Genomic DNA, 25243 nt, shown 5'->3' with positions numbered 1-25243 from the left:
GTTCCTTAGGGTCGGGGTTGGCGAAGGTGGTCGAAGAGAACGGGGCCGGCACCGCCGTTGCCGGCGCTGGTCCGGGACCGCAGGCGCAGGCCGAGGATCGTGGCAACGAGCGTGTAGGCCAGCTCTGCTGGCGCGCCATCGCCGATCGCCGCCCCGCCCAGGGCGAGCTCCACGGCAGCGTCGAAATCCCGCAGGGCCCGGGCGATTTCCTCGGCCACCTCAGGATCCGCCGGCGCGCGTTCGACCGCCGCCATCAGCAGCAAGTCCAGATCGGAGTTCGCGTCGTTGGCTGTGAGCGTGTCGCGTAATGCCTGCGCCGGGTCAGGCGCCGCGCTCACCTTGGCGAGCAGTGGCCGGACCTGATGCTCCAGGTGCCACCGCAGGGCGGCCAGGTACAGCCCTCGCTTGCTGCCGAAGACCTTGTACAGACTGTTGCGGTGCACGCCGAGTTCTGAAACAAGGTCGTCGACGGAGATGCCGTCGTACGCCCGGCCGGCGAAAAGTCCCGCCGCCGCCATGACCACCTCGGCCTCGTCGAATGCTCTCGGTCGGCCCACGGGAGGACCATAGCTGTTTTAGGAACGCTCAGTCAAGAACGACCGTTCCTAAATTGAGTGGCGCGAGCGCTGGCGCTACGTTGAGGCGGCATCTGACGACAACAGGCGGGGTTTTCGCCGAGCTGGGCGACACCGGATGACAGCCGATAGCAGCAGACGATGCGCCGCGGCGTAGTTCGTCACCAAGGGGTCGAAATCCTTCGGCGCGGATGCCGGCGGCCAACAGGAAGGCCGCTACGGCGTACCGCTTGAGCAGCTTGTCGATGACGAGGCTGATGTCGTGGTTGTCGCGGCAGTGCTCGCAGAACCTTCCGCCGTCGGTGGCGCGCGGTCTCTGCCGGCCGTCCCAGGTGATGTGCTCCTCGGTGAGACCGAGGACTTCACCCTTGCGTAGCCGAATTGGGGTCGGTCAGTGTGTTTGGATCTCCCAGGCCGGCTGCTGGGGCTCGTCGTTGTGCACGATGATGTCGACGTGATGGGCCGGGCGGACCGTAGCGAAGTAGAGCTGTTGGGAGGGGATGTAACGCTCGCGCCAGCGCCGTTCGACGTCGGCCCGAGATGACACCTGGCGCTCTCGGATCACGGCACGATCCACTGTCTTTTCGAGCGCGGTCGACACGAAGATGCGCAGATCCCACCGATCAATCAGTTCCGGACGCATGAGGAAGACGCCGTCGAAGACCAGCACGGCGTCGGCGGGGGCAGTCGTGACCGGCGGGGACAGGACACTGTCCGCAGTGTGGTCGTAGACCGCCTGTTTGAAGCGTCGATCTCCGCCTGGGCCGAGTGGATCGAGCAGAACCCGGTTCAGCGCCTGGTAGTCGTGGGTGTCGTAGTAGCAGCCTTCGGCCGAGTACTCGCCGCGCGGATAGCGCTGCGACCGTGGGAAGAGGAAATCGTCGATCGTCGCGCGGATGACGTCGCGGCCCTGTTCGCGCAAGGCGACGGCCAGTTCGTCGGCGAGGGTGGTCTTGCCGGCGGCTGGCGGTCCGTCGATGGCAACCCGCGTCGGGTGTGCGACTGTGACGGACCCGACTGCCTCAGCCAGGCGGCCGAGCAATTCGTCGCGGGTGCCTTGGTCCATGTCCTGCCCTGTCGTAGTGGCTCTTCACAATGCCAACCGACGAACTCCACATCCCGCCGAACGTGTACGACGCCGCGCTGGACGAGGTCGACTTTGGCGGCGAACAGCCCGCGGCCGCGTAGCAGGGCACCGTAACGCAGCAGAGGATGGTGTAGCGCCTCAATGCGGGGCCGACACGGGAGGGCCGGGAATCCTCCATCGCTCACGCGGCACGCGTATTCCACGCAAATGTCCGCGGTCGGGCGCTCGTCCGGGATCGGCGCCGGCTCGATGCCGGCGGGGCGTCGGCGATACTGTGGGCGTGGAGTACGTGTCCAGAGTGCCGCGACCGCCGCTGGACGGGCTGATCGACGACCTTTACTACCTGGAGGGTGTGCCGCCGTACGCCCGGCTGACGCTGCCGGCAAGTCCGGCGGCGCTGCTCATCGTCAACCTCGGTTCGCCGTTCCTCATCCGCCTCGGCACCGGCATCGAGACTGTCGAGTACGCCGACGGCTGCGTGGTCACCACGCCCACCCGCGCCTTCGAGTTCGGCTATCCGCCGGAGACCCGGTCCGTCGGCGTGCACTTCAAGCCGTGGGGCCTGGCGCCGTTCCTGCCGATGCCCGCGACCGAGCTGTGTGACCGGCCGGTGACGGTAGAGCAGGTTTGGGGCCGGCCCGCCATTGCTGAGCTGCGAGACCGGCTGGCGACGGCGGACCGACCGCACGAGATGCTGACGCTGCTCGAGGAGGAGCTGATGCGACGGCTGTGCGAGACCGCCGGCCTGGGGCTGGTCAGCCATACGAGCAGCGTCATCGCGGCGACCAGCGGGGCGGTGGCGATCGGCGACCTGAGCGTGGCAGCCGGTGTCAGCAGCAGTCATCTGGCACAGCGGTTCAAGGAGCTCATCGGCGTCACGCCGAAGCGGCTGGCCCGCACCTACCGCTTCGCCGCCACCGTGCTCTCGATCAACCCCGCCGAACAGATCGACTGGGGCGACCTCGCCGGTGGCGCAGGCTACTTCGATCAGGCCCACTTCGGCCACGAGTTCCGGGCGTTCACCGGGCTCACGCCGACACGATATGTCGAAGTCCGGCGGCGGTTCCTGCGCGAACATCCCGGCCACGTACTGGACGGCTGGCCGCTGCCGGCCGATTGATTTCTTACAAGAGCGGCAGCTCACGGCACGCTAATTTGGGGGCACCCCAAGCAGAGGAGAGCCCGTGGGCAAGGTGGTCATGTACAGCTCGGTGTCGGTAGACGGCTTCATCGCGGACGAGAACGACCAGCCCGGACCGCTGTTCGACTGGTTGACCAGCGGTGACGTCCCGTTGGACGAGAGCGGCGTATTGAAGGTGTCGCAGACGTCCTACGACTACACCCGGCCGTACTGGGACCAGATCGGGGCGACAATCGCCGGCCGCCACGTCTTCGACATGACGGACGGCTGGGACGGGAAGCCTCCGGGCGGGATCGACCACGTGGTCGTCGTGACGCACCGGCCGAAGCCCGAGGGCTGGGACCCCGAGGCGCCGTTTCACTTCGTCGACGGCGTCGAGGCAGCCGTGGCCAAGGCGCAGGAGCTTGCGGGTGACCGCATGGTCGAGGTCGCCGCTGGCGACGTCGGTGGCCAGGTGCTTGCGGCGGGCCTGGTCGACGAGGTGCGCATGGACGTCGTACCCGTGGTGTTCGGGTCCGGCAAGCGCTACTTCGGGTCGGTCCACGCGCAGCACCTGTTGGAGGATCCTGACGTGGTGATTCAAGGCAACCGGGTGCTTCACCTGCGCTATCGGGTGCGTCGTTGACCGATCTGAGCGGGTACGCGAGAACGTCCACTGCGAACGGTGACACAAGATCGGGCCTCCGGCTGGTTTGCGCATCGCTGTCCCGGGTCAGGCAGCCGACCTCGATCCGCCCCAGCACCTCACCTGCGGCAAGTTCGACTCAAGATCACTGGTTGATCAGGCACACTCATCCGAGTTCTGGCGCCGATCTCGTACGGGGCCGCTGAATGGCTGGGCGGATCCGGTAGCGAGTTGCGCGCGGGCGTGCATCAGCGCGAACCCGAGCAGGTTGCCGCCGCGCCATCGGGCGGGATCGTGGGCGCGTGGGTCCGCTGCGGAAAGGCCGATGCCCCAGACTCGATCCAACGGGCTGGCTTCCACCAGTACCCGGTTGCCCGTGCGGGACAGGTACTGCCCGAGGTCGGGGTGCTGGCTGAACTTGGCCACGTTGCCGGCGACGACCAGGCGGAAGCTGTAGGCATCCCAGGTGGCCCGGTCGAAGTTACGGACCTGCCGGCCCAGGGCCTTGACCGCGCCCGGGTGCGACGCCGTAAGCATCTGTGCGGCGATCGCTTCGTCGCCGAACAGGCGGGCCTTGCCGATCATCATGTAGTGCTCAGTCGTGGCGTACTGGATCCCGTCCACGACGAATGGGGCCGGTCACCATTGGCTCAGGCACTCTTCCTTACGCTCAGACGGGACGGTCCTCACGTCCCTGGGACTCGCCCAACATCCGGAGATCTTGTCCCAGTGTGTGGCGATGGCTGCGTGAGTATCAGCTGTCCCAGTTCCTGGGTGCATCGGGTGAGCGCGACGTAGAGGCCGTTCCAGCCGCGTGGCTCAGCGGCGATTCCTTGGGGGTCGATGAGTAGTGTCGCATCCCATTCCAATCCCTTGGACTGGGTTGCGGTGAGCACTGGCACATCACTCAGCACCTCTAGGAGTTCGGCGATGCGGTCGGCGGGGGCGATGACGCCGACCGTGCCGCCATGCCACCGCTGCTGCAGCTGTCGCACAGCTCGGGCGGCGTCGTCGGCAAGCTCGGCGGGTGTGATCGCGAGCTCCCAGGGGGCGATGCCGGAGGAGCGTACGGCCCGCGGCGGCGTGTTGTGGCTGCCAGCTTCCTTCAAGACCGGTTCGGTGAGATCCATAACCTCACGCGGGGTCCGGTAGCAGATGGTCAGTTCCGCGGCGGTCCAGCGGTCTGCGAAAACAGCCTGCACCGCTTGTGCCCAGCTGGTGTGCCGGTGCGCTGCCTCGGTCTGGTCGATGTCGCCGACGGCGGTGATGGATCGACTGGGACAGCGCCGTAGGACCATGTGCCACTGCATCTCGGACAGCTCTTGCGCCTCGTCGATGACGACGTGGCCGTACACCCAGCCGCGTTGCCGGCGAGCGCGGTCGGCGACGAACTCGCCCTGTGGTTGCGGGGCGTCGACCTCGCCGAGGAGGTCGGCAAGGGCGTCGAGCAGGGGAATGTCGCTCGATGCCCATGGGGCGGGCTCGGCCGAGACAGCGGTGATCTCCTGCGGGGACAGTTGCGGGGCGAACCGGGCCAGCAGGGTGCGGTCGGCCAGGAGATCACCCAGCAGGGTTTCGGCGTCGAGGGTGGGCCACCATGCCTCGATGAACCGGGCAATGATGGCGCTCTCGGCGATACGAGTACGGAGGTGCTCTATCTCTTCCTCGGAAAGCAATCCGTCGATGTCGCTGCCGGTGGACGTCCTGCCGGGGTGGTGGCCATGCTGCATGCTCCTGTCGACGCGGGCGAGGATGTCCTCGAAGCCCTCCTCCATCTCGTTCATCAGCGCCTCGCGCTGCTCGGCGACGGCTTCGGCAAGGAGGTGGTGCAGCTGCTCGGCGAACGCCGCGCGGGCGCGGTGGTACGAGCGTCCCTGCACCGCCGAGGCGAGCGCCTGCGCCACCGTTGCGGCGGTGATGACGTAGAACTCGCCGTCCCAGCGCAGCTTCAGCTCGCGGGGCCGGGGGAGCAGCGATGTGACGTAGTTTTCGAGCGCTGGCTGCCAGAGGGCGCGGCCCTTGATTTCGGCGAGAAGACGGCTCTCGTCGCGGCCCACCTGGATGTCGGTCAGCAGGGTGTCGCAGGTCGCCGAGACGACGGCGGTCTCACCGAGCGCGGGTAGCACCTGGGCGATGTACTGGAGGAACCGCGGCGAGGGGCCGAGGACCAGGACCGCTTGGTCGGCCATCTTCCGGTGGGCGAACAGCAGGTAGGCGACGCGGTGCAGAGCAACCACGGTCTTGCCGGTGCCGGGACCGCCCTGCACGATCAGCGGACCGGTCGCCTCGGCCCGGATGATCTCGTCCTGTTCGCGTTGCAGCGTGGAGATCGCGGTCGACATGTGGCCGGTGCGCCGCTGGTCGAGGGCGGCAAGCAGAGCGCCCTCACCGACGAGTTCCGCCGTCATCGTCCCGTCCAGTGGCTCGTCGTCCACGCCGACGACGGCCATTCCCCTCGTGCGTATGTGACGGCGCCGTGCCTGACCTTGTGGGTCGACAGCCGTCGCGGTGTAGAACGGCCGAGCTGCGGGAGCGCGCCAATCGACCAGCAGTGGCTCGCTGTCCTCGCTGTCGTTGCGCAGACCGACACGGCCTACGTGTCGCACGGTGCCATCAAGACCGTCAAGGCGGCCGAAGACCAGGCCTTCTCGTGCTCGCCGTAGCTCTTCGTACTGCTGGCGGAGCATGCGCTGCCGAGCCCGTTCCAACTCGTCCAGGGCCTCTGATGACAGCTCGACCTGAAGGTGGTCAACCAGCCTGTCGCGCCGGGCCGTGGCCACGTCGAGAAACGCCTGCTCCTCGGCGACCGCGGATCGGCGCGCGACGTCCTCTGCGGTAGAGGTCGCCGGTTCGCCTTGGGGTGTTACTTCGCTGACGCCAGCAGTGCTGTTGTTCAGAGCAGACTTCCGGCGCATTCGCAAATCCTTGTATTGGTGTCGCCTCGGCCCGGATGAGCCGCAGTGTATTCGGCGGCAAGCATAGAGTTGGTTTCCCTCGTCGGCCAGGAATTTGGCCGGCGGAGATGGGAGTCTCAATGTCTTGCAGTTCCTGGTCGCTTGTGGCCTCAACCAATCTTGATTCGCTTATTGACAGTCCGGTCCTCATCTGGTCTGCGGGTGTGTTCCGGGCAGCCACACGTCGTCGTAGTTCGTGGAATCGCTAGCCCTGCTCGCAGGAGTTCGCCCGGACTGTCTGGCATGGGCATCGCTTGACGATCGGCGATAAGGAGCCCTGTAACGCGGGGGTCCGAACGGGCGGATGAGGCGGTGAGCCGCGGCATGGAACAGCACACGAGGGTGTCGCACTTGTCCATTTCCAAGGACGTGTCAGCCTGTCCTGGCATCAGCACGGATCGGCCCAGGACGTAGCGGCTGCAAACGCCCGGCGGCGGTGACGCTGGCGAGCCCGGTGTCCGTCGACCGATGGACACCCGTCCTCGACCGGCCGGTCGTCCCGTGACCGCGGTCGACGGGCGGAGCATCGGGACATGACGGAATCCCCTGCGGTCCGGGTACGCGGACTGCACAAGCGGTACGGCCGGCGCACCGCGCTGGCCGGGATCGACCTGGACATCGCGTACGGCGAGGTGGTCGCCCTGCTCGGTCCCAATGGCGCAGGCAAGACCAGCACCGTGGAGATCCTGGAGGGACACCGGAGCCGGGACGGCGGCGAGGTGACCGTGCTCGGGGTGGACCCGGCGCGGATCGGCCGGTTCGGCCGGGCCGCCCGGGACTGGCGCTCCGGCATCGGCATCGTGCTCCAAGAGGCCGCTGACCTCGGCGAGTTGACCGTGGGCGAGACGGTCCGGCACTTCGCCCGCTACTACCCGGCACCCCGGGACCCGGCTGAGGTGATCGGGGTGGTCGGGCTGACCGACCGGACCCGGACCCGGGTCCGGAAGCTCTCCGGTGGCCAACGGCGCCGGCTGGACGTGGCCGTCGGTCTGGTCGGCGACCCGCGCCTGGTGTTTCTCGACGAGCCGACCACCGGTTTCGATCCGGCCGCCCGGCGGGCGTTCTGGGAGCTGATCCGGACACTGGCCGGAGCTGGCACCACGATCCTGCTGACCACGCACTACCTGGACGAGGCGGAGGCCCTCGCCGACCGGGTGGTGGTGCTGACCGGCGGCCGGGTGGTCGCCGACGGTCCGCCGTCCGCCCTGGCCGAGCGGGCCGGCCACCAGGTCACCGTGCGGTGGTCCGGCGGCGAGCGGCGGACCGACGACCCGGCGACGGTGATCGCTGAGCTGGCACGGCGGTTCGGCGGCCCGATCCCCGGGCTCACCGTCACCCGGCCAAGCCTGGAAGACGTCTACCTCGACCTGATCGGAAGCCGGCCATGACGACGACCAGCGGCACCATCCACCCGTCCGCGCTGATGCTCGGCCTGCACCGCGGCGTCGTCGAGTTGAAGGCGTTCTTCCGCGAGTGGGATGCGGTGGTCTTCACCTTCGCCCTACCGGTGGTCACCCTGGCACTGCTCGGCTCGCTCATCTCCGGCGTCTACGACGGCAGCGACGTCACCTCCGCCCAGTACCTGGCGCCCAGCATGATCGCGGCGGGGATATCGGCCGTCACCTTCGTCAATCTCGGCACCGGCATCGCCAACGACCGGGAGGACGGCACCCTCAAGCGGCTACGTGGCGCACCGATGCCCCCGGTCGCGTACTTCCTGGGCAAGACCGTGCAGACGATGGTCGTGGTCGCGGCCGAGATCGTGCTGCTGCTCGCCGTCGGGATGATCCTGTTCGACCTGCGGCTGCCCGCCGACCCGGCGCGCTGGCTCACCTTCGGCTGGGTGCTCCTGCTCGGCGTCACCGCCTGCTCGCTGCTCGGCATCGCGGTGAGCAGCGTGATCCGCTCGGCCCGCAGCGCAGGCGCGGTGACCCAACTGCCGTACCTGGTGCTGGCCTTCGTCTCCGGCATCTTCTTCACCCCGGTCAGCGCCCTGCCGCAGCCGCTGCTGGTACTGGGTTCGGTCTTCCCGCTGAAATGGATGGCCCAGGGCTTCCGCTCGGCGCTGCTGCCGGACACGATTCTTAGTGCGGAGGTCGTACGCGATTGGGAGCACGGGCGGACCGCGCTCATCCTCGCGGCCTGGTGCATCGGAGGTCTGTTGCTGTGTCTGACCACCTTCCGCTGGCGAAGCCGGCGGGAGCGGTGAGCGCGGGCGACCCGCCGCCCTCGGCGGCGTGGGTCGCCCGGTTCCCGCTCTGGGACGCCTACTTCGCGGTGCTGGCCTTCGCCGTCGGGGTCGCCGTGGCCACCAGCGCCCCACCGGCCGCGCCGTACCGCATCGGCTCCGTCGCACTGCTGGCCGCGATCAGCATCTGGTACGCCGCCTTCGGCCGGGCGCTCATGCGGTACGGGGTCGGGGGCTGGCGGGCGTACCTTTATCTGGGGGTCGCTCTCGCGCTCTACGTGGCGGCGGTGGCGCTCGCGTCGTCCGCGTCGTTTGCCCTGTTCGTGCTCCTGCCGCAGGCGTTCATGCTGCTGCAGACGGCGCCCGCGGTCGGCGCGGTGGTGGTGTTCACCGCCGTCCAGGTGGTGCTGGACTGGCTGCGGTCCGGCGGCGGCCCGGACGCCCGGGGGTCGCTGCTGGCGGCCGTGATGATCGCCGTCGTGGTGTCGGTGACCGGAGGCTGGGTGCAGCACCTGTTCGTCGACGCCGACCGGCGGGCCGCGCTGGTCGACGAGCTGGCCGCCTCCCGCGACGAGGTGGCCCGACTGTCCCGGCAGGCCGGCGTCGACGCCGAACGGCAACGGCTGGCCGGCGAGATCCACGACACCATCGCCCAGGGGCTGTCCAGTGTGGTCATGCTGATTCAGGCCGCCGACGCGGAGTTGGACCGCGACATCGTGCAGGCCCGCCGCCACCTGACCCTCGCCGTGGCCACCGCCCGGGCCAACCTGGCCGAGGCGCGGGCAGTTGTCGCCGCGCTGACCCCGGCGGAGTTGGCCGGGTCGCCACTGGTCGAGGCGGTGCGGCGGGTGGTGGACCGGTTCACCGCCGAGACCGGCGTGCCGGTCACCCTGACCACACCGGGGACGCAGTGCCCGCTGCCCACCTCGGTCGAGGTGGTTCTGCTGCGGGTCACCCAGGAGGCGTTGGCCAACGCGCGCAAGCACGCCGCCGCCGGCCGGGTCGAGGTACGCCTTGAACGGCGGGACGACGTCGTCGTGCTGGAGGTCCGCGACGACGGCCGCGGCTTCACCGCCCCGCCGGTCGGCGACGGGTACGGTCTGGCCGGCATGCGGAACCGGGTCGAGCAGGTAGCCGGTACGCTGCGGGTGGCGTCCAGTCCCGGGGCCGGCACCACGGTACGGGCGGAGGTGCCGATCCGATGATTTCGGTGCTGCTGGTGGACGACCACCCGGTGGTGCGGGCCGGGGTGCGCGGAATGCTCGCCGGCGAACCAGACATCGCGGTGGTCGGCGAGTCCGCCTCGGCCGCCGAGGCGGTCACCGCCGTGCGGGCGGTACGCCCTGACGTCGTGCTCATGGACCTACGGATGCCCGGGGTGGACGGCGCCGCGGCGACCGCCGAGGTGCTGGCCGTGGCACCCGGCACCCGGGTGGTCGTGCTCACCACGTACGAGACGGACGGGGACATCCTCCGCGCGGTCGAGGCCGGAGCTGCGGGGTACCTGCTCAAGGACGCGTCCCGGGCCGAACTGGTGGACGCGGTCCGCGGCGCCGCCCGCGGCGAGACCGTGCTGGCGCCGTCGGTGGCCGGCCGGGTACTCCGCCAACTCCGACACCCCCGGCCAGCCACCCTGTCGCCGCGGGAGGTCGACGTGCTGCGGCTGGTCGCGCAGGGTTTGTCAAACGGTGAGATCGGGCTGCGGCTGCACATCACCGAGGCCACAGTGAAGACCCACCTGCTGCGCGCGTTCGTCAAACTCGGCGTCAGCGACCGGACTGCGGCGGTGACCACCGCGATGGCCGCGGGCCTGCTGCCATCCTGACTCATCAGTCACCAGCGCGGGAGTGACGGGCGACCGTCGCTGATCAGGACTCGCGGACGCCATACACGCGCAGGATGCTGTGCCGCAGCGCCGCCGCCGTCTGCGCGGTGGTCATGCGGCCAGCGGTGACCTCGCCGCCGGCCGCATGACCTAGCGCCATGGTCGCGGAGACCAACCAGGCCGGGCTGAGAGTGCTGTCGAACTCGCCGGTGGCCTGGCCACGCCTGATCAGCCGCTCCAGGCGCCCGATGACCGGGGCATGGTGACGGTCGGAGTCCGCCTGGTCAATGGCGGTCACCGAGGGATGCAGGAGCAGCGGGTACCGGTCGAACAGCTGCCAGGTGACGTCCAGCCAGCGCAGCAGCGCCTCGGTGACTGTACCGCTGTCCACGTCGGCGGCGTCGAGGGCGGCGACCGCTTCTGCGGTGATGCGGTCGATGACCGCCGCCACCAGCAGCGGCCGGGACGGGTAGTGGGCGTACACGGTTTGGCGGGTGACGCAAGCTGCGGCGGCGACCTGTTCCACCGTCGCCGCCGGATGCCGACCGAGCACCTGGACGGCGGCGTCGAGTACCGCGGCTGCGCTGCGCTCGGCGTCGGACCGCCGCCGGCGGCGCCGACCACCTGCTATCTCTGACACGTTGTCTAATCTACCGCCTCGGCGTTATCGTAGACACGCTGTCAAAGCTAACTCGATTCAGGGAGATCAAATGACGCCCCGCACCGATCTGACCGGCTACCTGGTCCGCTATCCGCAGGAGGCAGGGCTGGGCGACGAGGATCCGGCAATGGTGCTGGACCGCTACCACACGCCGGACTATGAGCTGGTCAACGACGGCGTGCTGCTGGACCGCAAGCGGCTACTGGATCACATCCGTCCGGCCCGCAAACGGGCCGTTGGTCTGCGTGTCGAGGTGGAGCAAGCGCTGGTGGACGGCGACCAGGTGGCCGCCCGGTACCGGCTCATCGCGGAGCTGCGCAAGGGCGGCACCATCACCACGGAGATCTACATGTTCGGGAAGTTGGCTGCCGACGGTCGACTGCGCTGCGCCATCCAAGCCACCCGCGTGATGCCATCAGAATAGTTCCAAAAGCACCTGGCGCTCGGAGCAGGCTGCTCGGCCCTGGTCGAAACCGCACAGTACGTGCTGCGGCTGGACCGGGTGTCCTCCGTCGACGACGTGCTGGTCAACGCCGCCGGCGCCGTGCTGGCCGGGCTCGCGTCGCGCCACTGGTGGCGCACCGCGGCTTAGCTACCGTCAGATCGGCCGCGCCCAGCGCCGGCAAGGACAGACTGAGCGGTGTGTCCAGTAGGCGAATGTCAGCGATACTTTTCCTGGTCATAGACATCCGTCATGCAGGTACTGATTGTGGGGGACGAGCCCTAGTAAGCCGCACTCTTCTGGCACCCCTCTGTGTCAAGTGATGATCAAGAGGGGTGTTCTAGGCTGGGGTGTGGCGGGTCCGGGAAGTGACTTTTCCGAAGTGTCGATCTCGGGGTTCAGGTCGGCCGCGCTGGATTGCAGAGTCGCCCCCGCGTGTCCTCCCGGACCCGTCCCGACCAGCTTCGCGTCGGCCACCATCTGCCGGTAGACGATGTCGGACAGCCGCCGTTTCAGTGCCCGTAGGGCCTCCATCGGGGTCTTGCCCGCAGCCAGTCTGCGTCGGTAGTAGCGGCGCCCTTCGGTGTCACGGCGCAGTTGGACGATGGCCATGATGTGCAGGGCCCGGTTGATGCGCCGGTTCCCGGCTCTGGAGAGCCGGTGCCGGTTCTGGTCGCCGGACGAGGCGTCGATCGGTGCGGTGCCGTTCCACGAGGCGAAGTGGGCGCGGCTGGGAAACCGGTGGATGTCTCCGATGTCGCCGATCAGGCGGGCCGCGCCGGACGGTCCGATGCCGGTCAGGTCCATCAGCCGGCTTCCGGTGCTGTTGACCAGGTCGGTGAGCTCCTGTTTCGCGGTTTTGATCTTCTTGTCGATGACGACGAGTTCGCCGATCAGCTCGGAGGCCAGCCGGCGGCGGGTCTTGCCGACCACGTCGCGCGGGCGCACGCTGCCCAGCAGGGCGCGGGCCTGCTGGGCGGACAGGTCCTTCTTCGCGCCGCCGGGCACCAACTCGAGCAGCAGGTGGTGCAGCCGGGAGACCACGTCGGTGCGGGCCCGTCCGAGCTGGTCACGGCGGTCGACCAGCAGCCGTAACGCGACCGTGGTGTCGTCGGTGACGACCTGCCGCAGACCTTCGGTGCGCAGGGCGACCACAGCGACGCTGCGGGCATCGACCGGGTCGGTCTTGCGGCCCTGGCCGGTGGCGAACACGCGGGCCCGGGCGGACAGCTTCGCGGGAACGTCCACGACGGTTTCGCCGTCGGCGACCAGGCGTTGAGCGACGTGCCGGCCGATGCCGTTGCAGCCCTCGACCGCCCACAGGCGGTCCTTGTGCTTGCGGCCGGCGGCGAGCATGACCTGGTAGCCGTCGCGGTCGGTGCCGAACCGGCCCTGCCCGATCGCCTTCTCGCGGGCGTTGATGATTTCGATGGTGGCGGAACGCTTGTGCGGGTCCACGCCGATGATGACCTGGGCCATCGTGTCCTCCCTCGATCCGACGGTGTTCGTCGACGGGAGGGCAGCGCTACCTTGAGCCCGGCAGTCCCCTCTTGAGCCTCTCTCCGCCGCGGTGACCGGCGGGACGCACGCCAGATGAGAGCCACACCAAACAGCGGTGGGCAGCCGCGATGAGAGCGACCCCACCGGTCACCTCGACCAAGCCTGGCCGGGCTGCGGTCGTACCACCAGTCAACAGGTAGCCGCGAAGCGCTCGTCACCGAAGGTGAGGTCGGACGCCGGTCGTCGGCGTCCGGACGTGCCGAGGAGCGCGCGTTTTGCGAACTGTGATGGAGCGGAGGTTGTCCGGCGTGGACGCTTCCGAAGCCGAGGGAAAGCCGAGGTCTAGGGCAGGTCTCGGACCAGGCCAGCAGTGGCGACGCCGACCTCACCGTCGTACCTGTCGCCGGCGGCGGCTCGCGCAGCCGCTGGATCCGTGCCTGGCCACAGGTGTGTCAGTAGTAGGTGTCTGACGCCGGCATCGGCGGCCTGCCGACCTACCTGGCGCGCACTCGACAGGTACCGCCGCGAGTCCTCCGGCACCTCATCCACGTAGGTGGCCTCGGCCAGCAGCAGGTCGGCGTCGCGCGCCAGTTCCACCACGTCGGGGCTCGGGCCGGTGTCACCGGTGTACGCGAGAACTTGGTCGCCCGCAGCCAGCCGCACGCCGGCATTTGGCACCCAGTGCGGCAGCAAACGGGTCTGGGCCCGGAACGGGCCGATGTCGAGGCGGCTGCCGACGGTTATCTCATGCAGAACGTAGGCGGCATCCAGCATCCCGGGGCGGTCCAGCGCTAACACCGCATCCAGCGCGCCAGGCAGCGCGTACACCGGCAGCGGCGCCGGCGGATCATCACGCAACGCTCGTGCCCGCAGCAGCGGATTCAGGTCAGCGCAGTGATCGGGATGTCCGTGGCTGATGAACACCGCGTCGACCTGGTCCGCGGTGATGTGTTCCAGCAGTCGCGGCACGGTCGCATAGCCGAGATCGACGAGCAGCCGGAACCCGTCGTGCTCCACGAGGTAGCCACTGCATGCCTGGCCCGCCTCTGGCCATGCACCGCACCCGCCCAGAACCCTTAGCCGCACCCGAAGGATCTTATCGGCCGGTTCGCCAACTGTTCCAGTTGACTGATGCATGTCGCTGCCCGAACATCCACAACTGCCGCCGATCGTGCGCGTCGGCGTCGGATCGCCCCGTCACCCTAGGTAGCCGCCGGCGGTGGTACGACCCGAGTGCGAGGACGTCTGGTCGGACCACGTTGAGCAGGGAGGCTCCCTGAGGGAGCCCCCCACCGACCCTCTGACGATCATCACCCCCAACCGCGTCCTTTACACCGAGCACTGGCTGCGACGTGCTGGATACCGACCCCGGCAGACCTGGCGCCCTGCATGGGCTCTGATACCCGCTTCTGCCACGACTCGCGCGCCACCCAGCGTCCCGCCGAGCCGGCCCGGTTGCGTCCGGAGGTAGCCGAGATGCGTGCGTGGGTGCTGTGGAACTTGGACGACGATCAGCAACTGCGTCAACGCTTGCCGCTGCTCGCCGCTCTGTTTCTAAAATAGGTGCCGGCCACGCTCGGTCGTGGCGGTCGGACGTTGGGTTCATCAGAGCCATCGGTCGAACCACGCGCGGGTGCGGCGGAGCACGTCGATCTGGTGGTTACGTTCGCGGATCGAGTGGTTCTCCCGGGGGTAGACGACGTACTCGTGCTCGACTCCGAACCTGCGTAGCGCGCGGTGGAAGAACTCCGCCTGTGACACCGGAACGTTTGTGTCGTTCTCGCCGTGCAGGATCAGCACCGGCGTGCGGACCTTGGAAGCGTACGAGATCGGGCTGAGCCGGTCGTGGCGGTGCGGACCCGGTCCCTCCCAGCCGCTGCTACCGCCGAGGGCAGCCTCGAACGGCCCCTGTTCTCCGGTTGCGGCGAGCATTCCCCAGTCGCTGATTCCGGCACCCATCACCGCGGCCTTGAACCGGTCGGTCTGCCCGACCGCCCATGCGGCCATGAAACCGCCGTGGCTCCAGCCTCCGATGCCCAGCCGCTCGGGGTCGGCGACGCCATCGGCGATGAGCAGGTCGATGCCGGCGCAGATGTCGGTCCACTCGTCCAGGCCGACCGCACCGGCGACGCGCACCGCGAAGTCGTGGCCGTGCCCTTGGCCGCCGCGCGGGTTCGGCAGGAACACGGCGTAGCCGGCGGTCGCCAGCCACTGGCCTGACGGGTGCCAGCCGAGCATGAGCCGGTCGGCGTGCCGGTCGTACGGGCCGCCGTGAACGAGTGTCACCAGTGGAAAGGGCCCGTCCTTGTGGGACCGGCCGGCGGGCAAAATCAGCAGGCCGTCCAATGTCAGCCCGTCAGGTGCCTTGTACGACAGGCGCTCCTGATCACCCCACCGGGTGTCGCGGAGTTCGGGCCTGAGATCGGTCAGGCTCCTCAGCGGCCCGCTCGTAGGGCCGGCGTGGACGTTCCCGGGCTCGTAGGACGTGCTCACCACCGCCGCGACGACGTCACCGTGCCGGCAGGTGGTCAACGACGTCGCGAGACCGTCGACCCGGGACACTTCGACGAGGTTGGGCCCGGCCGGATCGAGCCGGTGGATCGCGGTATCGAGCCCGTCGGCGACCAGCGCCAGCGGCGGCCCGGTGTCGGCCTGGACCAGGTTGCTCGGGCAGACGGTCGTGCCGGCGGTCAGGTTACGGTGCTCGCCCACCGGCCCGCTCCCGGGTACTGCGACATCGAGAACCGCGTATCCGCCCGCCAGAGCGGGCGGGGTCTGCGCGACATATGCCAGGTGCCAGCCGTCGTCGGCGGGCCACCAGACGAGCGACGACGCGCCCGCTGCGGCCGGGCCGAGCTCACGGGTCCCGCCGCTGTCCGGATCGAGCAGGTGGAGACCGGGCTCCAGCAGACCCGGGTCCACGTCGGGGGTCGACCAGGTCAGTACCGCAAGCACTCCATCGACAGGCCGCTGGGCCACCTCCACGACGTGACGGTCGCCGAACGCATCCGGTGTCCGAACCTCCCCGCTCCGTACGTCGAGCAGCCTCAGCCGGTCCGGGCGGACGCGTTCACCCCACACCCGAGCGTCGTCGCGCTCCCTGGCCCGACGTTCGTCCTCAGCGGACGGTTCATCGGCTGCGATCACCACGACCAGGTCCGGATCGGCCAGCGGAAGGTGCCCGGACACCCCACCGGCCCAGGACGTGACCGCCTGCACAACGCCGTCGACGAGCCCCACCTGGTGCAGTTGCGCCGTGCCACGCTCGGCCCGGTCGGAGAGAAAGTAGATCGACAGCGAATCCCCGGCCCACCGCGGCGCTGAATCGCATACCTCACCCGAGGTCAATCGTCGCGGAGACGCGGTCCCGTCGACGGCGGCGACCCAGAGTTCGCTGACCGGGTGGTCACCAGCGCGCCCGACCGGTGCGACCACGTAGGCGACCCACTTGCCGTTCGGCGACAACGCCAATGACTGCGGAACACGACCGTCAACCACCAACTGGGCGGTGAGCTGTGCACGGGCCACCGAGGCACAGTATCGATCAACTCCCACGGCGGCCAACCGGTGCCGCAACGCGCCGGCCAGGACCATGAGTGGCTGCAGCCCCCACATTCACGCCGGGTGCCGTGACGAACGATCGTCAGTTGGCCAGCCGGCGGGCGATGACAGGGATCACGATCGCGGCGGCGACCAGGTGTGTGAGCACGAGCGTGCACTCGATGGCGAGATTGGCGTCGACCAGGAACGGTGGTACGAGCGACAGCGCGGTGAGTGCCACCGCGGTGCGGACCCAGGTGCGTGCCGGCTGGGACGCCCAACGGCGGATCGCCAGGGCGATGAGGATGCCCACCACACCGAAGATGAACGTGAGCTGCGTGAAGCCGAGCAGCGGAATCGACGCGCCGCTTTCGGGTAGCTCGAAGTCGACACCGACGGCCATGGCGGTGGCCGCGACGGCCGTCACGGCGACGGCGGCGCCAGCCGCTGCGGCCAGGCCCGGCAGGAACAGCCGGCTGCGCTGCTGGCTGTGTGTGCTGAGTTGAACGTTGGGGCCGGTGGAGGTCATGAGCATCCTTTCGATCTGTCGGCATTCTCGGTGCCGGCTCAGGCGTGGCTGGGCCGGATGTTGTGGTTGAGGTGAAAGGTGTTCTGCGGATCCCAGACGGTCTTGAGGGCGCTCAACCTGGCGAGCTTGGCGGCCGGGTATGCACGGCGTAGCCCGCGTTGCCCCTCGTCGGCGGCGAGTGAGTTGACGTAGACGCCGTCGGCGTACGGGTCGAGCGCGGCTCCGGCAGTGCGCGCCGCTGCCATCCGGGTGTCGTCCTCGGATGGCTCGGTCCAGCGGGAGCCGGCGCCGAACTCGAACGTGGTGCCGCGGTGGCTGAATGCGGCGTCGGCGTCCGCGACGTCGGCGATGGCGCCGCCGTGCGCCTGCAGGCCGACGCCGGGCAGGTAGGTGCCGGCGTGCAGGTCCGACGCGCCGCGCAGCAGGAACGCCTCGATTGCGGCGGTGGGGAACTGCCGCAGGTAGTGCGCGCTGGAGTACCGGCGGTAGGCGTGGCCGCCGGTGGTGTCGTCGCGTTGCTGGAGTTCGAGGTACGACGGCGTGGTGACCCGCTCGGCGACCGGGCGCCCGAGCGCGCGCATCGCCGGCAGCAACCGGCGACCCTGTGCCGGGTCGCCGACCCACACGAAGCCGACGGTGGCGATCGGGCCGATGGCCGTGCTGTGGACATCGGCGGTGAAGGTCGCCTGCCGCGGTGCGACGGCGTTCAGGTCCCGCCAGCCTTCGAGCACCGGCACGGCGTCCTCGGCGCGGAAGTCGAACTCGGCGACGAGGGTCTGCGTTCCGGTGTGATGCAGTTGGAAGTCGAAGTCGGTGACTATGCCGAAGTTGCCGCCCCCGCCGCGCAGGCCCCAGTAGAGGTCGGCGTTCTCGGTTCGGCTCGCGGTCACCACGGCCCCGTCGGCGGTGACCATTGTGTAGGAGACGACGTTGTCGCAGGCCAACCCGTGTTGGCGGGCGAGCCAGCCCATGCCGCCGCCCAGGGTCAGGCCGCCGACGCCGGTGTGCGAGACGTTACCTGCGGTCGTGGCGAGGCCGTATGGCTGCGACGCCCGGTCGAGTGCGCCGAGCAGCGCGCCGCCCTGGACCCGGGCGCGCCGCCGGATCGGGTCGACCCGAACGCCGTTCATCGGGGTCAGGTCGATCATCAGGCCGTCCGCGGGGACGGCGAGACCGGCCACGTTGTGCCCGCCGCAGCGCACCCCGATCTCCAGGTCGAGTTCGCGGGCCAGGCGCACCGCGGTCACCACGTCGGTGACGCTCGCGGCCCGCACGATCATCCGCGGGCGGCGGTCAATCATGGCGTTCCAGATGGTGCGGGCCGCGTCGTAACCCTGATCGCCCGGGGTGAGGAGGCGGCCGTCGAAGCGAGCGCTGGTCACTGTGGTCATACGTCTGAGCCTGACGGAAATCGGTACACCAGGTAAGGTCCGATTGCATGGGCCGAATCAGGACCAATTCCAGCACGGCGCAGGACCTGCTCATCGATGTCGACCGGTCCGCCGCCGAGCCGCTGCACCGGCAGATCGCCGCCTCGATCCGGGGCGGCGTCCGGGCCGGCCGGTTGCGTCTCGGGACGTCTCTGCCGCCCACCCGCACCATCGCAGCCGATCTGGGAGTGTCGCGTGGCGTGGTGGTCGAGGCCTACCAGCAACTCGTCGCCGAGGGCTACCTCACCAGTCGGGCTGGCGGCTACACCCAGGTTGCGGTCGAGCCGGTTCCGCCGCCAGCGGATCGCCGCACCGGGGATCGGTCGGCGGCCCGGATCGACTTCGGGTACGGCCGCACCGACGTGTCGTCGTTCCCCCGGGCCGCCTGGCTGCGTTCGGTGCGCACGGTCCTCACCACCACGCCGAACGAGCGCTTCGCCTACCTCGACGGACGTGGCGTGCCCGAACTGCACACCGCCCTGACCGACTACCTCAACCGGGTCCGCGGCACGTTGGCCCGCCCGGAGAACGTCGTGATCTGCAGTGGCTACGGCCAGGGCGTCGCGCTGCTGATCCAGGTGCTCGCGGCGCGCGGCGCCCGCCGGCTGGCCGTCGAGGACCCATCCGCGGACGACGACGCCCGCCGCGTCGCGGCCGCCGCCGGCCTGGAGGTGATCGGCGTCCCGGTCGGGCCGGACGGCATTCTCGTCGAAGAGCTCGAACAGACCGACGCGGACGCCGTAGTGCTGACGCCCTCGCACCAGTGGCCCACCGGCGGGGTCCTGTCCGCCACCGCTCGAGCCCGGGTGATCGGCTGGGCGCAGCGTCGCCGCGCCGTGGTGATCGAGGACGACTACGACGCGGAGTACCGCTACGACCGCTCGCCCGTCGGCGCCATGCAGGGGCTGGCGCCCGACACCGTCGTGTACTGCGGCACAGCGAGCAAGACCCTGGCGCCAGGGCTGCGCCTCGGCTGGCTGCTGGCGCCGTCACACCTGGTCGACGACATCGCGGCGGCCAAGGTTCTGGCCGACCGCGGCTCTCCCGTCATCGACCAACTGACCTTCGCCGACTTCCTTACCCGCGGCGAATTCGACCGGCACCTGCGGCGCATGCGCCCGGTCTACCGCCGCCGCCGCGACGCACTCCTGGCCGCGCTGCGCACACGGCTGCCCGACCTGGAGCCGGTCGGTGTCGCGGCGGGCCAACACGTCGTAACCTGGCTCCCGCACGACCTCGACGAGGCCGCGGTCGTGGCCGCCGCCGCCCGGCACGCACTTGTCGTGCAAGGCGTCTCCCGGTACCGACTGAGCCCCGCCGGACCCGGCGGGCTGATCTTCGGCTACGCCACCCTCACCGAACGTGCCATCACAAACGGAGTGCAAGTCCTCGCCGACGCGGTCGCAGAGGTCCGTGCGCACACCTGAGGCGAGCCGCTCGCGACGGAGCTTGACACAGGTTGTGGAGTGGATGTCCGCCCGTGCCGCGAAGAGGACGTCCCTGTCAAGGGCCACCCTTTGGTTGACGTGCGCGCTAGATCTCCAGCCGCAGCTCGGCCCATCGCTGGAGCCATCCCTTGACCTCCACGCGGCGCTGTACCTTCGCGCGACCCGCCGCGTTGGTAAAGGCTGGAGAGGGACGGACAACCATTCCCACAAGGTCAGTCAGACCGTGGCAGGACACCAGGCGAACAGAATCGCCCCGCAGAGTCACCGCGACGCACGTCGCCGTCTCGGGCCAGCGCGATATCGCGTCCAGGGCGCACGTGTAGGGCTCATCGCCATTGCGCAGATGCATCCGTGCCTGATTAGGGATCTCCCACGGCACCCCAGGCAGGGCCACCATGGCTCGGGCTTCGGCGCGTGCCTCCTCGCGTGGGTCCAGCTTTTCCGCGTCGAAGTAGGCGACATCCACGTCGCGCTCGGGCGAGGCAGGGAGGCCGCTGATCGCGTCCCAGACGCGGTTGCGTACGAAGCCGGCACCGATCCACCAGTCCGGTAATCCAAGGTCGGCCGTAGCCCGAAGGACTCTCATCGCTCCCGGGTCTGACTCGATCACGCCCACAACGTCCTGCGCGTTCATGACCATCCCAGGGACCCTAAACGCTAGCGGTCATCTCGGCGCGCGCGACCGCCGTAAAGATGGACACGGTTGTCGACAACGCGGTCCGGTTCGCCGTGCAGGAACCGGTCGTGTGCGACACCGCCATTGCTGACATGGACCACCCAGTCCTCGTAGTACCAGCTGGCGTCGCACGCGCAGTCGGTGACCCGGAACCGGAAATTGGCCCTGTACCGGCCGACCTGCCCGTGGGCGAGGGTGAAAAGGCGGGTCGACACTCCCGCCGGGGATACGCCGCCCTGCCAGGCAGACGCTCGACGGTTACCGCCGAGCCGTCGACGGTGAGCCGATCCTGCCGTCGAGTGCGGTATCACGCGCGGGTTGGGACTGACAGAATCTGTTCAAGTAGCCGGTGCGCGCAGCCGAGGAGAAGCATGAGCGACTGGAACGACAAGATCATCGCTGAGTTTCGCGCCAACGGTGGGCGGGTCGGCGGACAGTTCGCTGGAGCGCCGCTGCTGCTGTTGCACACGGTCGGCGCCAAGAGCGGCCAGCCTCGCGTGAACCCGATGATGTACCAGAAGGTCGACGGTGCCTTTGCCGTGTTCGCGTCCAAGGGCGGCGCGCCCATCAATCCCGACTGGTACTACAACGTGCTCGCTCATCCGCGGGCCCAAGCGGAGATCGGTACGGACAAGGTCGAGCTGGTCGCTCGAGTTGCCCCCGGGGACGAGCGGGAACGGATCTGGAGCGCGCAGAAGGCCGCGTATCCAGGCTTCGCCGACTACGAGCGCAAGACCACCCGCCAGATCCCAGTCGTCGTACTGGAACCTGCGCCGTAGGCGGAGGCGGTACAACCCCCGTACCCGCCGGTGCGGCCGCGCCGCTGGTCCGGCGCATATCCGCTCATGTCGCAATCCGGCCGCTACGCGGCGCCTCAACTCCGTCGTAGGGCCCGCGGTCAGATCGGTCCCAACCGATGTTTGCCGGTCGAGCGCGTCGTCGGTGCGGATGCCGACGTAGGTCGGAAGACCGGCGAGGTCGACGACCCCCTCGACCGGCGGCAGGCCGTCGATTGTGAGCCGGGCCTTGGCCCCTCGGTGGTCGGGCCGGCGATGCCGATGGAGTCGGCAAAATTGTCGGTGTGTCCAAGGGGTAGGGCGTCCGCAACACCGTGGTCGTGATCAGATGGGCTGGGATAGGGTGCGTGCGGAAGGCGCAGATGGGGACGAGTACCGCCGCACGCAGCCAGAAGCGATCCGGGGATGGTGGAAGCCCGGGGGTGTGCGTGGCGGGAAGATCACCCCGGAGCCGTCGGAAGAAAGGCCGCCAGGCCGAGTAGACCCGACCACAGGAGAACGAGAGGGCCTTGACCGGCCAAGGAGGGTGGTACCGCGGGGCCTACGGCCTCGTCCCTCCGGCGGAGCTTTACCACACGCGCCGACGGAGGAACGATGTACCGCAGCGTACCGACCCAGGTCGATCTGCCCGAGCTCGACCATGAGGTCCTGCACTTCTGGCACGCCAACAGCATCTTCGCGCGCAGCCTTGAGCAGTCCGAGGGCCGCCCCGAGTGGGTGTTCTACGAAGGGCCGCCGACAGCCAACGGCATGCCTGGCGCCCACCACATCGAGGCCCGGGTCTTCAAGGACGTCTTCCCGCGCTACAAGACCATGAAGGGGTTCCACGTCGCCCGCAAGGCCGGCTGGGACTGCCACGGTCTCCCCGTGGAGCTGGCCGTCGAGCGGGAGCTCGGCTTCTCCGGCAAGCAGGACATCGAGAAGTTCGGCATCGCGGAGTTCAACGCCCGGTGCCGCGAGTCGGTCACCCGGCACACCGACGCGTTCGCCGAGCTCACCGAGCGCATGGGCTACTGGGTGGACACGGACGACGCCTACCGGACCATGGACCCGGAGTACATCGAGTCCGTCTGGTGGTCGTTGAAACAGATCTTCGACAAGGGCCTGCTGGTCGAGGACTTCCGGGTCGCGCCGTGGTGCCCGCGGGACGAGACCGGCCTGTCGGACCACGAGGTCGCCCAGGGCTACGAGACGGTCGTCGACCCGTCGGTCTTCGTCCGATTCCCACTCACCTCTGGCCCACTGGCCGACCGGGCCGCGCTGCTGGTCTGGACCACCACCCCGTGGACCCTGCCGTCGAACGTCGCGGTCGCGGTGCACCCCGACGTGCGGTACGTGGTGGCCAGCGACGGCGACGAGCAGCTCGTGGTGGCCGAGCCGCTGCTGGCGTACGCGCTCGGCGACGGGTGGGAGTTGACCGGCGAGTCGTTCAAGGGCAAGGAGCTCGAGCGGTGGACCTACCGGGCGCCGTTCGACCTGGTCGAGGTCCCCGACGCGCACATCGTGATCCTCGCGTCGTACGTCACCACGGACAGCGGCACCGGGCTGGTCCACCAGGCGCCCGCCTTCGGTGCGGACGACCTGGCCAACAGCCGGGCGTACGGCCTGCCGATGGTGAACCCGGTGCAGTCCAACGGCCGGTTCTTCCCGGAGGTACCGCTGGTCGGCGGGCTGTTCTTCAAGGAGGCCGACCGGCCGCTGATCGAGGACCTGCAGATCCGGGGCCTGCTCTTCCGTAACCAGCCGTACGAGCACACCTACCCGCACTGCTGGCGCTGCCACACCGCGCTGATCTACTACGCCCAGCCGTCCTGGTACGTGCGGACCACCGCCGTGCGGGACGCGCTGCTGCGGGAGAACGAGCGCACCACCTGGCACCCCGCCACGGTCAAGTACGGCCGCTACGGCGACTGGCTCAACAACAACGTCGACTGGGCGCTGTCGCGCCGCCGCTACTGGGGCACCCCCCTGCCCATCTGGCGCTGCCCGAACGAGCACCTGACCTGCGTCGGCTCGCTCGCGGAGCTGGGCGAGCTTACCGGGTCCGACCTGAGCAACCTCGATCCGCACCGGCCGTTCATCGACGACGTCACCTTCGGTTGCCACTGCGGGGAGACCGCCCGCCGGGTGCCCGACGTCATCGACGCCTGGTACGACTCGGGCTCCATGCCGTTCGCGCAGTTCGGCTACCCGCACCGCAACGCCGAGCTCTTCGCCGAGCGTTACCCGGCCCAGTTCATCTCCGAGGCCATCGACCAGACGCGCGGCTGGTTCTACACCCTGATGGCCATCGGCACGCTGGTCTTTGACCGGTCGGCGTACGAGAACGTGGTCTGCCTCGGCCACATCCTGGCCGAGGACGGCCGGAAGATGTCCAAGCACCTGGGCAACATTCTGGAGCCGATCCCGCTGATGGACCAGCACGGCGCGGACGCGGTGCGCTGGTTCATGGCCGCCGTCGGCTCGCCCTGGTCGGCGCGCCGGGTCGGGCACACGGCGCTTCAGGAGGTGGTCCGCAAGATCCTGCTGACCTATTGGAACACGGCCGCCTTCCAGTCCCTCTACGGCCGCACCGCCGGCTGGACCCCGTCGGCCGCCGACCCGGCGCCCGCGGACCGGCCGGTGCAGGACCGGTGGGTGCTCTCCGAGCTGAACACGCTGGTCCAGCAGGTCGACGCGGCGATGGCGGCGTTCGACACGCACCAGGCGGGCCGGTTGCTCGCCACCTTCATCGACGATCTGTCGAACTGGTACGTCCGGCGCAGCCGGCGGCGCTTCTGGCGGGGCGACCGTGCGGCGCTCGCCACCCTGCACGAGGCGCTCAGCACCGTCACCCTGCTGCTGGCGCCGCTCACCCCGTTCGTCACCGAGCGGGTCTGGCAGGACATGGTCGTGCCGGTCGCCCCGACGCTGCCGCAGTCGGTGCACCTGGCCGCGTACCCGGAGGTCGACGAATCGCTGATCGACCCGGCCCTGTCCCGGCAGATGGCGCTCGCCCGCCGGCTGGTCGAACTGGGCCGCGCCGCCCGGGCCGACTCCGGGATCAAGGTCCGTCAGCCACTGTCCCGGGCGTTGGCCTCCGCCAACGGGTTCGAGGAGCTGTCGCCGGAGCTGCTGGCCGAGATCGCCGCCGAGCTGAACGTCGGCTCGGTCGAGCCGGTGGGCGGCGCGGGCGGTTCGCTGGTGGACACCACCGCCAAGGCCAACTTCCGAACCCTCGGCAAGCGGTTCGGCAAGGGGGTGCAGCAGGTAGCCAAGGCGATCGCGGCCGCGGACGCCGCCGCGCTGCGGGACTCGCTGCGGGACACCGGCTCGGCCACGGTTCTCCTCGGCGACGAGTCGGTGACGCTCGGCCCGGACGAGGTGGTCGTGGTGGAAACGCCGCGGGAGGGGTGGGCGGTGGCCAGCGACGCAAGCGCGACCCTGGCCCTGGACCTGCATCTGACCCCGCAGCTGCGCCGGGCCGGGGTGGCCCGGGACGCGATCCGGCAGATCCAGGAGACGCGCAAGAGCAGCGGCCTGGAGGTGACCGACCGGATCGAGCTGCGGTACCGGACGGACCGGGAGGAGACCGCGCTCGCCCTCGCCGAGCACCGCGACCTGGTGGCCGAGGAGGTGCTGGCGACCGACTGCGCCGACGGTGAACCGTCCTGGCCGGACGCCCAGCCGTTCACCGACGAGTCGCTCGGCCTGACCTTCTGGCTCCGCAGGGCCTGACTCTCCGCCGCCCCGGGCCACCACGGCCCGGGGCGGTAACTTGGGTCAGCCCGCCGCCCGGACTGCGCCACCCCTGCTGCAAGGGGCTGCGCAGCGACCGCGAATCCG

Annotated in this window: 21 protein-coding genes and 1 pseudogene; 11 read left to right on the top strand and 11 right to left on the bottom strand. The window is 69.4% G+C overall.

Translation table 11 applies throughout. From position 1 onward, the window contains the following. Positions 1-5: 5 nt before the first annotated feature. Positions 6-557, bottom strand: a complete 552-nt coding sequence (locus tag GA0070607_RS00550; protein WP_089016400.1) for a TetR/AcrR family transcriptional regulator — start codon at positions 555-557, stop codon at positions 6-8. Between the two features lie 409 nt (positions 558-966). Next, positions 967-1641, bottom strand: a complete 675-nt coding sequence (locus tag GA0070607_RS00545) for a cytidylate kinase family protein (RefSeq protein ID WP_089016399.1) — start codon at positions 1639-1641, stop codon at positions 967-969. Between the two features lie 301 nt (positions 1642-1942). Here GA0070607_RS00545 and GA0070607_RS00540 point away from each other — a divergent pair, with 301 nt between their 5' ends. Both GA0070607_RS00540 and GA0070607_RS00535 read left to right on the top strand, forming a co-directional pair. Further along, positions 1943-2782 carry a helix-turn-helix domain-containing protein gene (locus GA0070607_RS00540; protein WP_231930702.1) on the top strand — a complete coding sequence of 280 codons (840 nt, stop codon included), beginning with the start codon at positions 1943-1945 and terminating at the stop codon, positions 2780-2782. Between the two features lie 64 nt (positions 2783-2846). Beyond that, positions 2847-3428 carry a dihydrofolate reductase family protein gene (locus GA0070607_RS00535; RefSeq protein WP_089016397.1) on the top strand — a complete coding sequence of 194 codons (582 nt, stop codon included), beginning with the start codon at positions 2847-2849 and terminating at the stop codon, positions 3426-3428. A gap of 156 nt (positions 3429-3584) precedes the next feature. Here the strand turns inward: GA0070607_RS00535 and GA0070607_RS00530 are convergent. Together GA0070607_RS00530 and GA0070607_RS00525 are read right to left on the bottom strand one after the other, a co-directional pair. Then, positions 3585-4085: pseudogene (locus GA0070607_RS00530) on the bottom strand (NADAR family protein); the annotation flags it as partial. A 29-nt stretch (positions 4086-4114) separates the two neighbouring features. Continuing rightward, positions 4115-6343: a HelD family protein gene (locus tag GA0070607_RS00525; RefSeq protein WP_089016396.1), complete on the bottom strand. Its 2229-nt coding sequence runs from the start codon at positions 6341-6343 to the stop codon at positions 4115-4117. Positions 6344-6915: 572 nt separating this feature from the next. On the opposite strand from GA0070607_RS00525, the gene GA0070607_RS00520 reads away from it, so the two are divergent. The 4 genes from GA0070607_RS00520 to GA0070607_RS00505 are packed head-to-tail and all read left to right on the top strand — an operon-like array spanning position 6916 to position 10395. Further along, the gene (locus GA0070607_RS00520) at positions 6916-7770 is read left to right on the top strand and encodes an ABC transporter ATP-binding protein (protein WP_089016395.1); all 855 of its coding nucleotides are present in this window, start codon (positions 6916-6918) and stop codon (positions 7768-7770) included. Continuing rightward, positions 7767-8591 (top strand): ABC transporter permease, encoded by an 825-nt coding sequence (locus tag GA0070607_RS00515; RefSeq protein WP_089016394.1) that lies wholly within the window; start codon positions 7767-7769, stop codon positions 8589-8591. The genes GA0070607_RS00520 and GA0070607_RS00515 overlap by 4 nt, the downstream gene beginning before the upstream one ends. Beyond that, on the top strand, positions 8549-9775 hold the full coding sequence (locus tag GA0070607_RS00510) for a sensor histidine kinase (protein ID WP_231930700.1): 1227 nt from the start codon (positions 8549-8551) through the stop codon (positions 9773-9775). The genes GA0070607_RS00515 and GA0070607_RS00510 overlap by 43 nt, the downstream gene beginning before the upstream one ends. Beyond that, the gene (locus tag GA0070607_RS00505) at positions 9772-10395 is read left to right on the top strand and encodes a response regulator (RefSeq protein ID WP_089016393.1); all 624 of its coding nucleotides are present in this window, start codon (positions 9772-9774) and stop codon (positions 10393-10395) included. The genes GA0070607_RS00510 and GA0070607_RS00505 overlap by 4 nt, the downstream gene beginning before the upstream one ends. Before the next feature lie 43 nt (positions 10396-10438). Here GA0070607_RS00505 and GA0070607_RS00500 read toward each other — a convergent pair whose 3' ends face one another. Next, positions 10439-11035, bottom strand: a complete 597-nt coding sequence (locus GA0070607_RS00500; protein ID WP_089016392.1) for a TetR/AcrR family transcriptional regulator — start codon at positions 11033-11035, stop codon at positions 10439-10441. Positions 11036-11105: 70 nt separating this feature from the next. On the opposite strand from GA0070607_RS00500, the gene GA0070607_RS00495 reads away from it, so the two are divergent. Together GA0070607_RS00495 and GA0070607_RS00490 are read left to right on the top strand one after the other, a co-directional pair. Then, positions 11106-11480 (top strand): nuclear transport factor 2 family protein, encoded by a 375-nt coding sequence (locus tag GA0070607_RS00495; RefSeq protein ID WP_089016391.1) that lies wholly within the window; start codon positions 11106-11108, stop codon positions 11478-11480. A gap of 12 nt (positions 11481-11492) precedes the next feature. Continuing rightward, the gene (locus GA0070607_RS00490; protein ID WP_269458445.1) at positions 11493-11648 is read left to right on the top strand and encodes a VanZ family protein; all 156 of its coding nucleotides are present in this window, start codon (positions 11493-11495) and stop codon (positions 11646-11648) included. 165 nt (positions 11649-11813) lie between these two features. Here the strand turns inward: GA0070607_RS00490 and GA0070607_RS00485 are convergent, their stop codons facing one another. The 5 genes from GA0070607_RS00485 to GA0070607_RS00460 all read right to left on the bottom strand — a co-directional run bounded on the left by GA0070607_RS00485 (position 11814) and on the right by GA0070607_RS00460 (position 18458). Next, entirely contained in the window at positions 11814-12977 is a 1164-nt protein-coding gene (locus tag GA0070607_RS00485) for an IS110 family RNA-guided transposase (protein ID WP_089016390.1), read from the bottom strand. A gap of 363 nt (positions 12978-13340) precedes the next feature. Then, positions 13341-14135: an MBL fold metallo-hydrolase gene (locus GA0070607_RS00480; protein WP_269458413.1), complete on the bottom strand. Its 795-nt coding sequence runs from the start codon at positions 14133-14135 to the stop codon at positions 13341-13343. Positions 14136-14603: 468 nt separating this feature from the next. Beyond that, on the bottom strand, positions 14604-16526 hold the full coding sequence (locus GA0070607_RS00470; RefSeq protein ID WP_231930693.1) for a S9 family peptidase: 1923 nt from the start codon (positions 16524-16526) through the stop codon (positions 14604-14606). Positions 16527-16641: 115 nt separating this feature from the next. After that, on the bottom strand, positions 16642-17067 hold the full coding sequence (locus GA0070607_RS00465; protein ID WP_089016388.1) for a DUF6069 family protein: 426 nt from the start codon (positions 17065-17067) through the stop codon (positions 16642-16644). A gap of 38 nt (positions 17068-17105) precedes the next feature. Beyond that, the gene (locus GA0070607_RS00460; protein ID WP_089016387.1) at positions 17106-18458 is read right to left on the bottom strand and encodes an FAD-binding oxidoreductase; all 1353 of its coding nucleotides are present in this window, start codon (positions 18456-18458) and stop codon (positions 17106-17108) included. Between the two features lie 47 nt (positions 18459-18505). Between GA0070607_RS00460 and pdxR the strand changes: the two genes are divergently transcribed. Next, positions 18506-19924 (top strand): MocR-like pyridoxine biosynthesis transcription factor PdxR, encoded by a 1419-nt coding sequence (pdxR, locus tag GA0070607_RS00455; RefSeq protein WP_089016386.1) that lies wholly within the window; start codon positions 18506-18508, stop codon positions 19922-19924. A 106-nt stretch (positions 19925-20030) separates the two neighbouring features. Here the strand turns inward: pdxR and GA0070607_RS00450 are convergent, their stop codons facing one another. Beyond that, entirely contained in the window at positions 20031-20585 is a 555-nt protein-coding gene (locus GA0070607_RS00450) for a nucleotidyltransferase family protein (RefSeq protein WP_089016385.1), read from the bottom strand. A gap of 407 nt (positions 20586-20992) precedes the next feature. Here GA0070607_RS00450 and GA0070607_RS00440 point away from each other — a divergent pair, with 407 nt between their 5' ends. Both GA0070607_RS00440 and ileS read left to right on the top strand, forming a co-directional pair. Next, entirely contained in the window at positions 20993-21400 is a 408-nt protein-coding gene (locus tag GA0070607_RS00440; RefSeq protein WP_089016383.1) for a nitroreductase family deazaflavin-dependent oxidoreductase, read from the top strand. Positions 21401-22012: 612 nt separating this feature from the next. Next, on the top strand, positions 22013-25135 hold the full coding sequence (ileS, locus tag GA0070607_RS00435; protein WP_089016382.1) for an isoleucine--tRNA ligase: 3123 nt from the start codon (positions 22013-22015) through the stop codon (positions 25133-25135). Positions 25136-25243 lie beyond the last annotated feature (108 nt).

This window comes from Micromonospora coriariae (assembly GCF_900091455.1).
Classification (GTDB): domain Bacteria; phylum Actinomycetota; class Actinomycetes; order Mycobacteriales; family Micromonosporaceae; genus Micromonospora; species Micromonospora coriariae.
This window is presented reverse-complemented; position numbering and strand designations above follow the sequence as displayed.

Excerpts from the sequence above, each read along its gene's own strand:
- ileS (WP_089016382.1), top strand. The coding sequence starts at position 22,013 with ATGTACCGCAGCGTACCGACCCAGGTCGATCTGCCCGAGCTCGACCAT.
- pdxR (WP_089016386.1), top strand. The coding sequence starts at position 18,506 with ATGGGCCGAATCAGGACCAATTCCAGCACGGCGCAGGACCTGCTCATC.
- GA0070607_RS00450 (WP_089016385.1), bottom strand. The coding sequence starts at position 20,585 with ATGGTCATGAACGCGCAGGACGTTGTGGGCGTGATCGAGTCAGACCCG.
- GA0070607_RS00485 (WP_089016390.1), bottom strand. The coding sequence starts at position 12,977 with ATGGCCCAGGTCATCATCGGCGTGGACCCGCACAAGCGTTCCGCCACC.
- GA0070607_RS00505 (WP_089016393.1), top strand. The coding sequence starts at position 9,772 with ATGATTTCGGTGCTGCTGGTGGACGACCACCCGGTGGTGCGGGCCGGG.
- GA0070607_RS00520 (WP_089016395.1), top strand. The coding sequence starts at position 6,916 with ATGACGGAATCCCCTGCGGTCCGGGTACGCGGACTGCACAAGCGGTAC.
- GA0070607_RS00460 (WP_089016387.1), bottom strand. The coding sequence starts at position 18,458 with ATGACCACAGTGACCAGCGCTCGCTTCGACGGCCGCCTCCTCACCCCG.
- GA0070607_RS00480 (WP_269458413.1), bottom strand. The coding sequence starts at position 14,135 with ATGCATCAGTCAACTGGAACAGTTGGCGAACCGGCCGATAAGATCCTT.
- GA0070607_RS00525 (WP_089016396.1), bottom strand. The coding sequence starts at position 6,343 with ATGCGCCGGAAGTCTGCTCTGAACAACAGCACTGCTGGCGTCAGCGAA.
- GA0070607_RS00495 (WP_089016391.1), top strand. The coding sequence starts at position 11,106 with ATGACGCCCCGCACCGATCTGACCGGCTACCTGGTCCGCTATCCGCAG.
- GA0070607_RS00465 (WP_089016388.1), bottom strand. The coding sequence starts at position 17,067 with ATGACCTCCACCGGCCCCAACGTTCAACTCAGCACACACAGCCAGCAG.
- GA0070607_RS00545 (WP_089016399.1), bottom strand. The coding sequence starts at position 1,641 with ATGGACCAAGGCACCCGCGACGAATTGCTCGGCCGCCTGGCTGAGGCA.
- GA0070607_RS00515 (WP_089016394.1), top strand. The coding sequence starts at position 7,767 with ATGACGACGACCAGCGGCACCATCCACCCGTCCGCGCTGATGCTCGGC.
- GA0070607_RS00440 (WP_089016383.1), top strand. The coding sequence starts at position 20,993 with ATGAGCGACTGGAACGACAAGATCATCGCTGAGTTTCGCGCCAACGGT.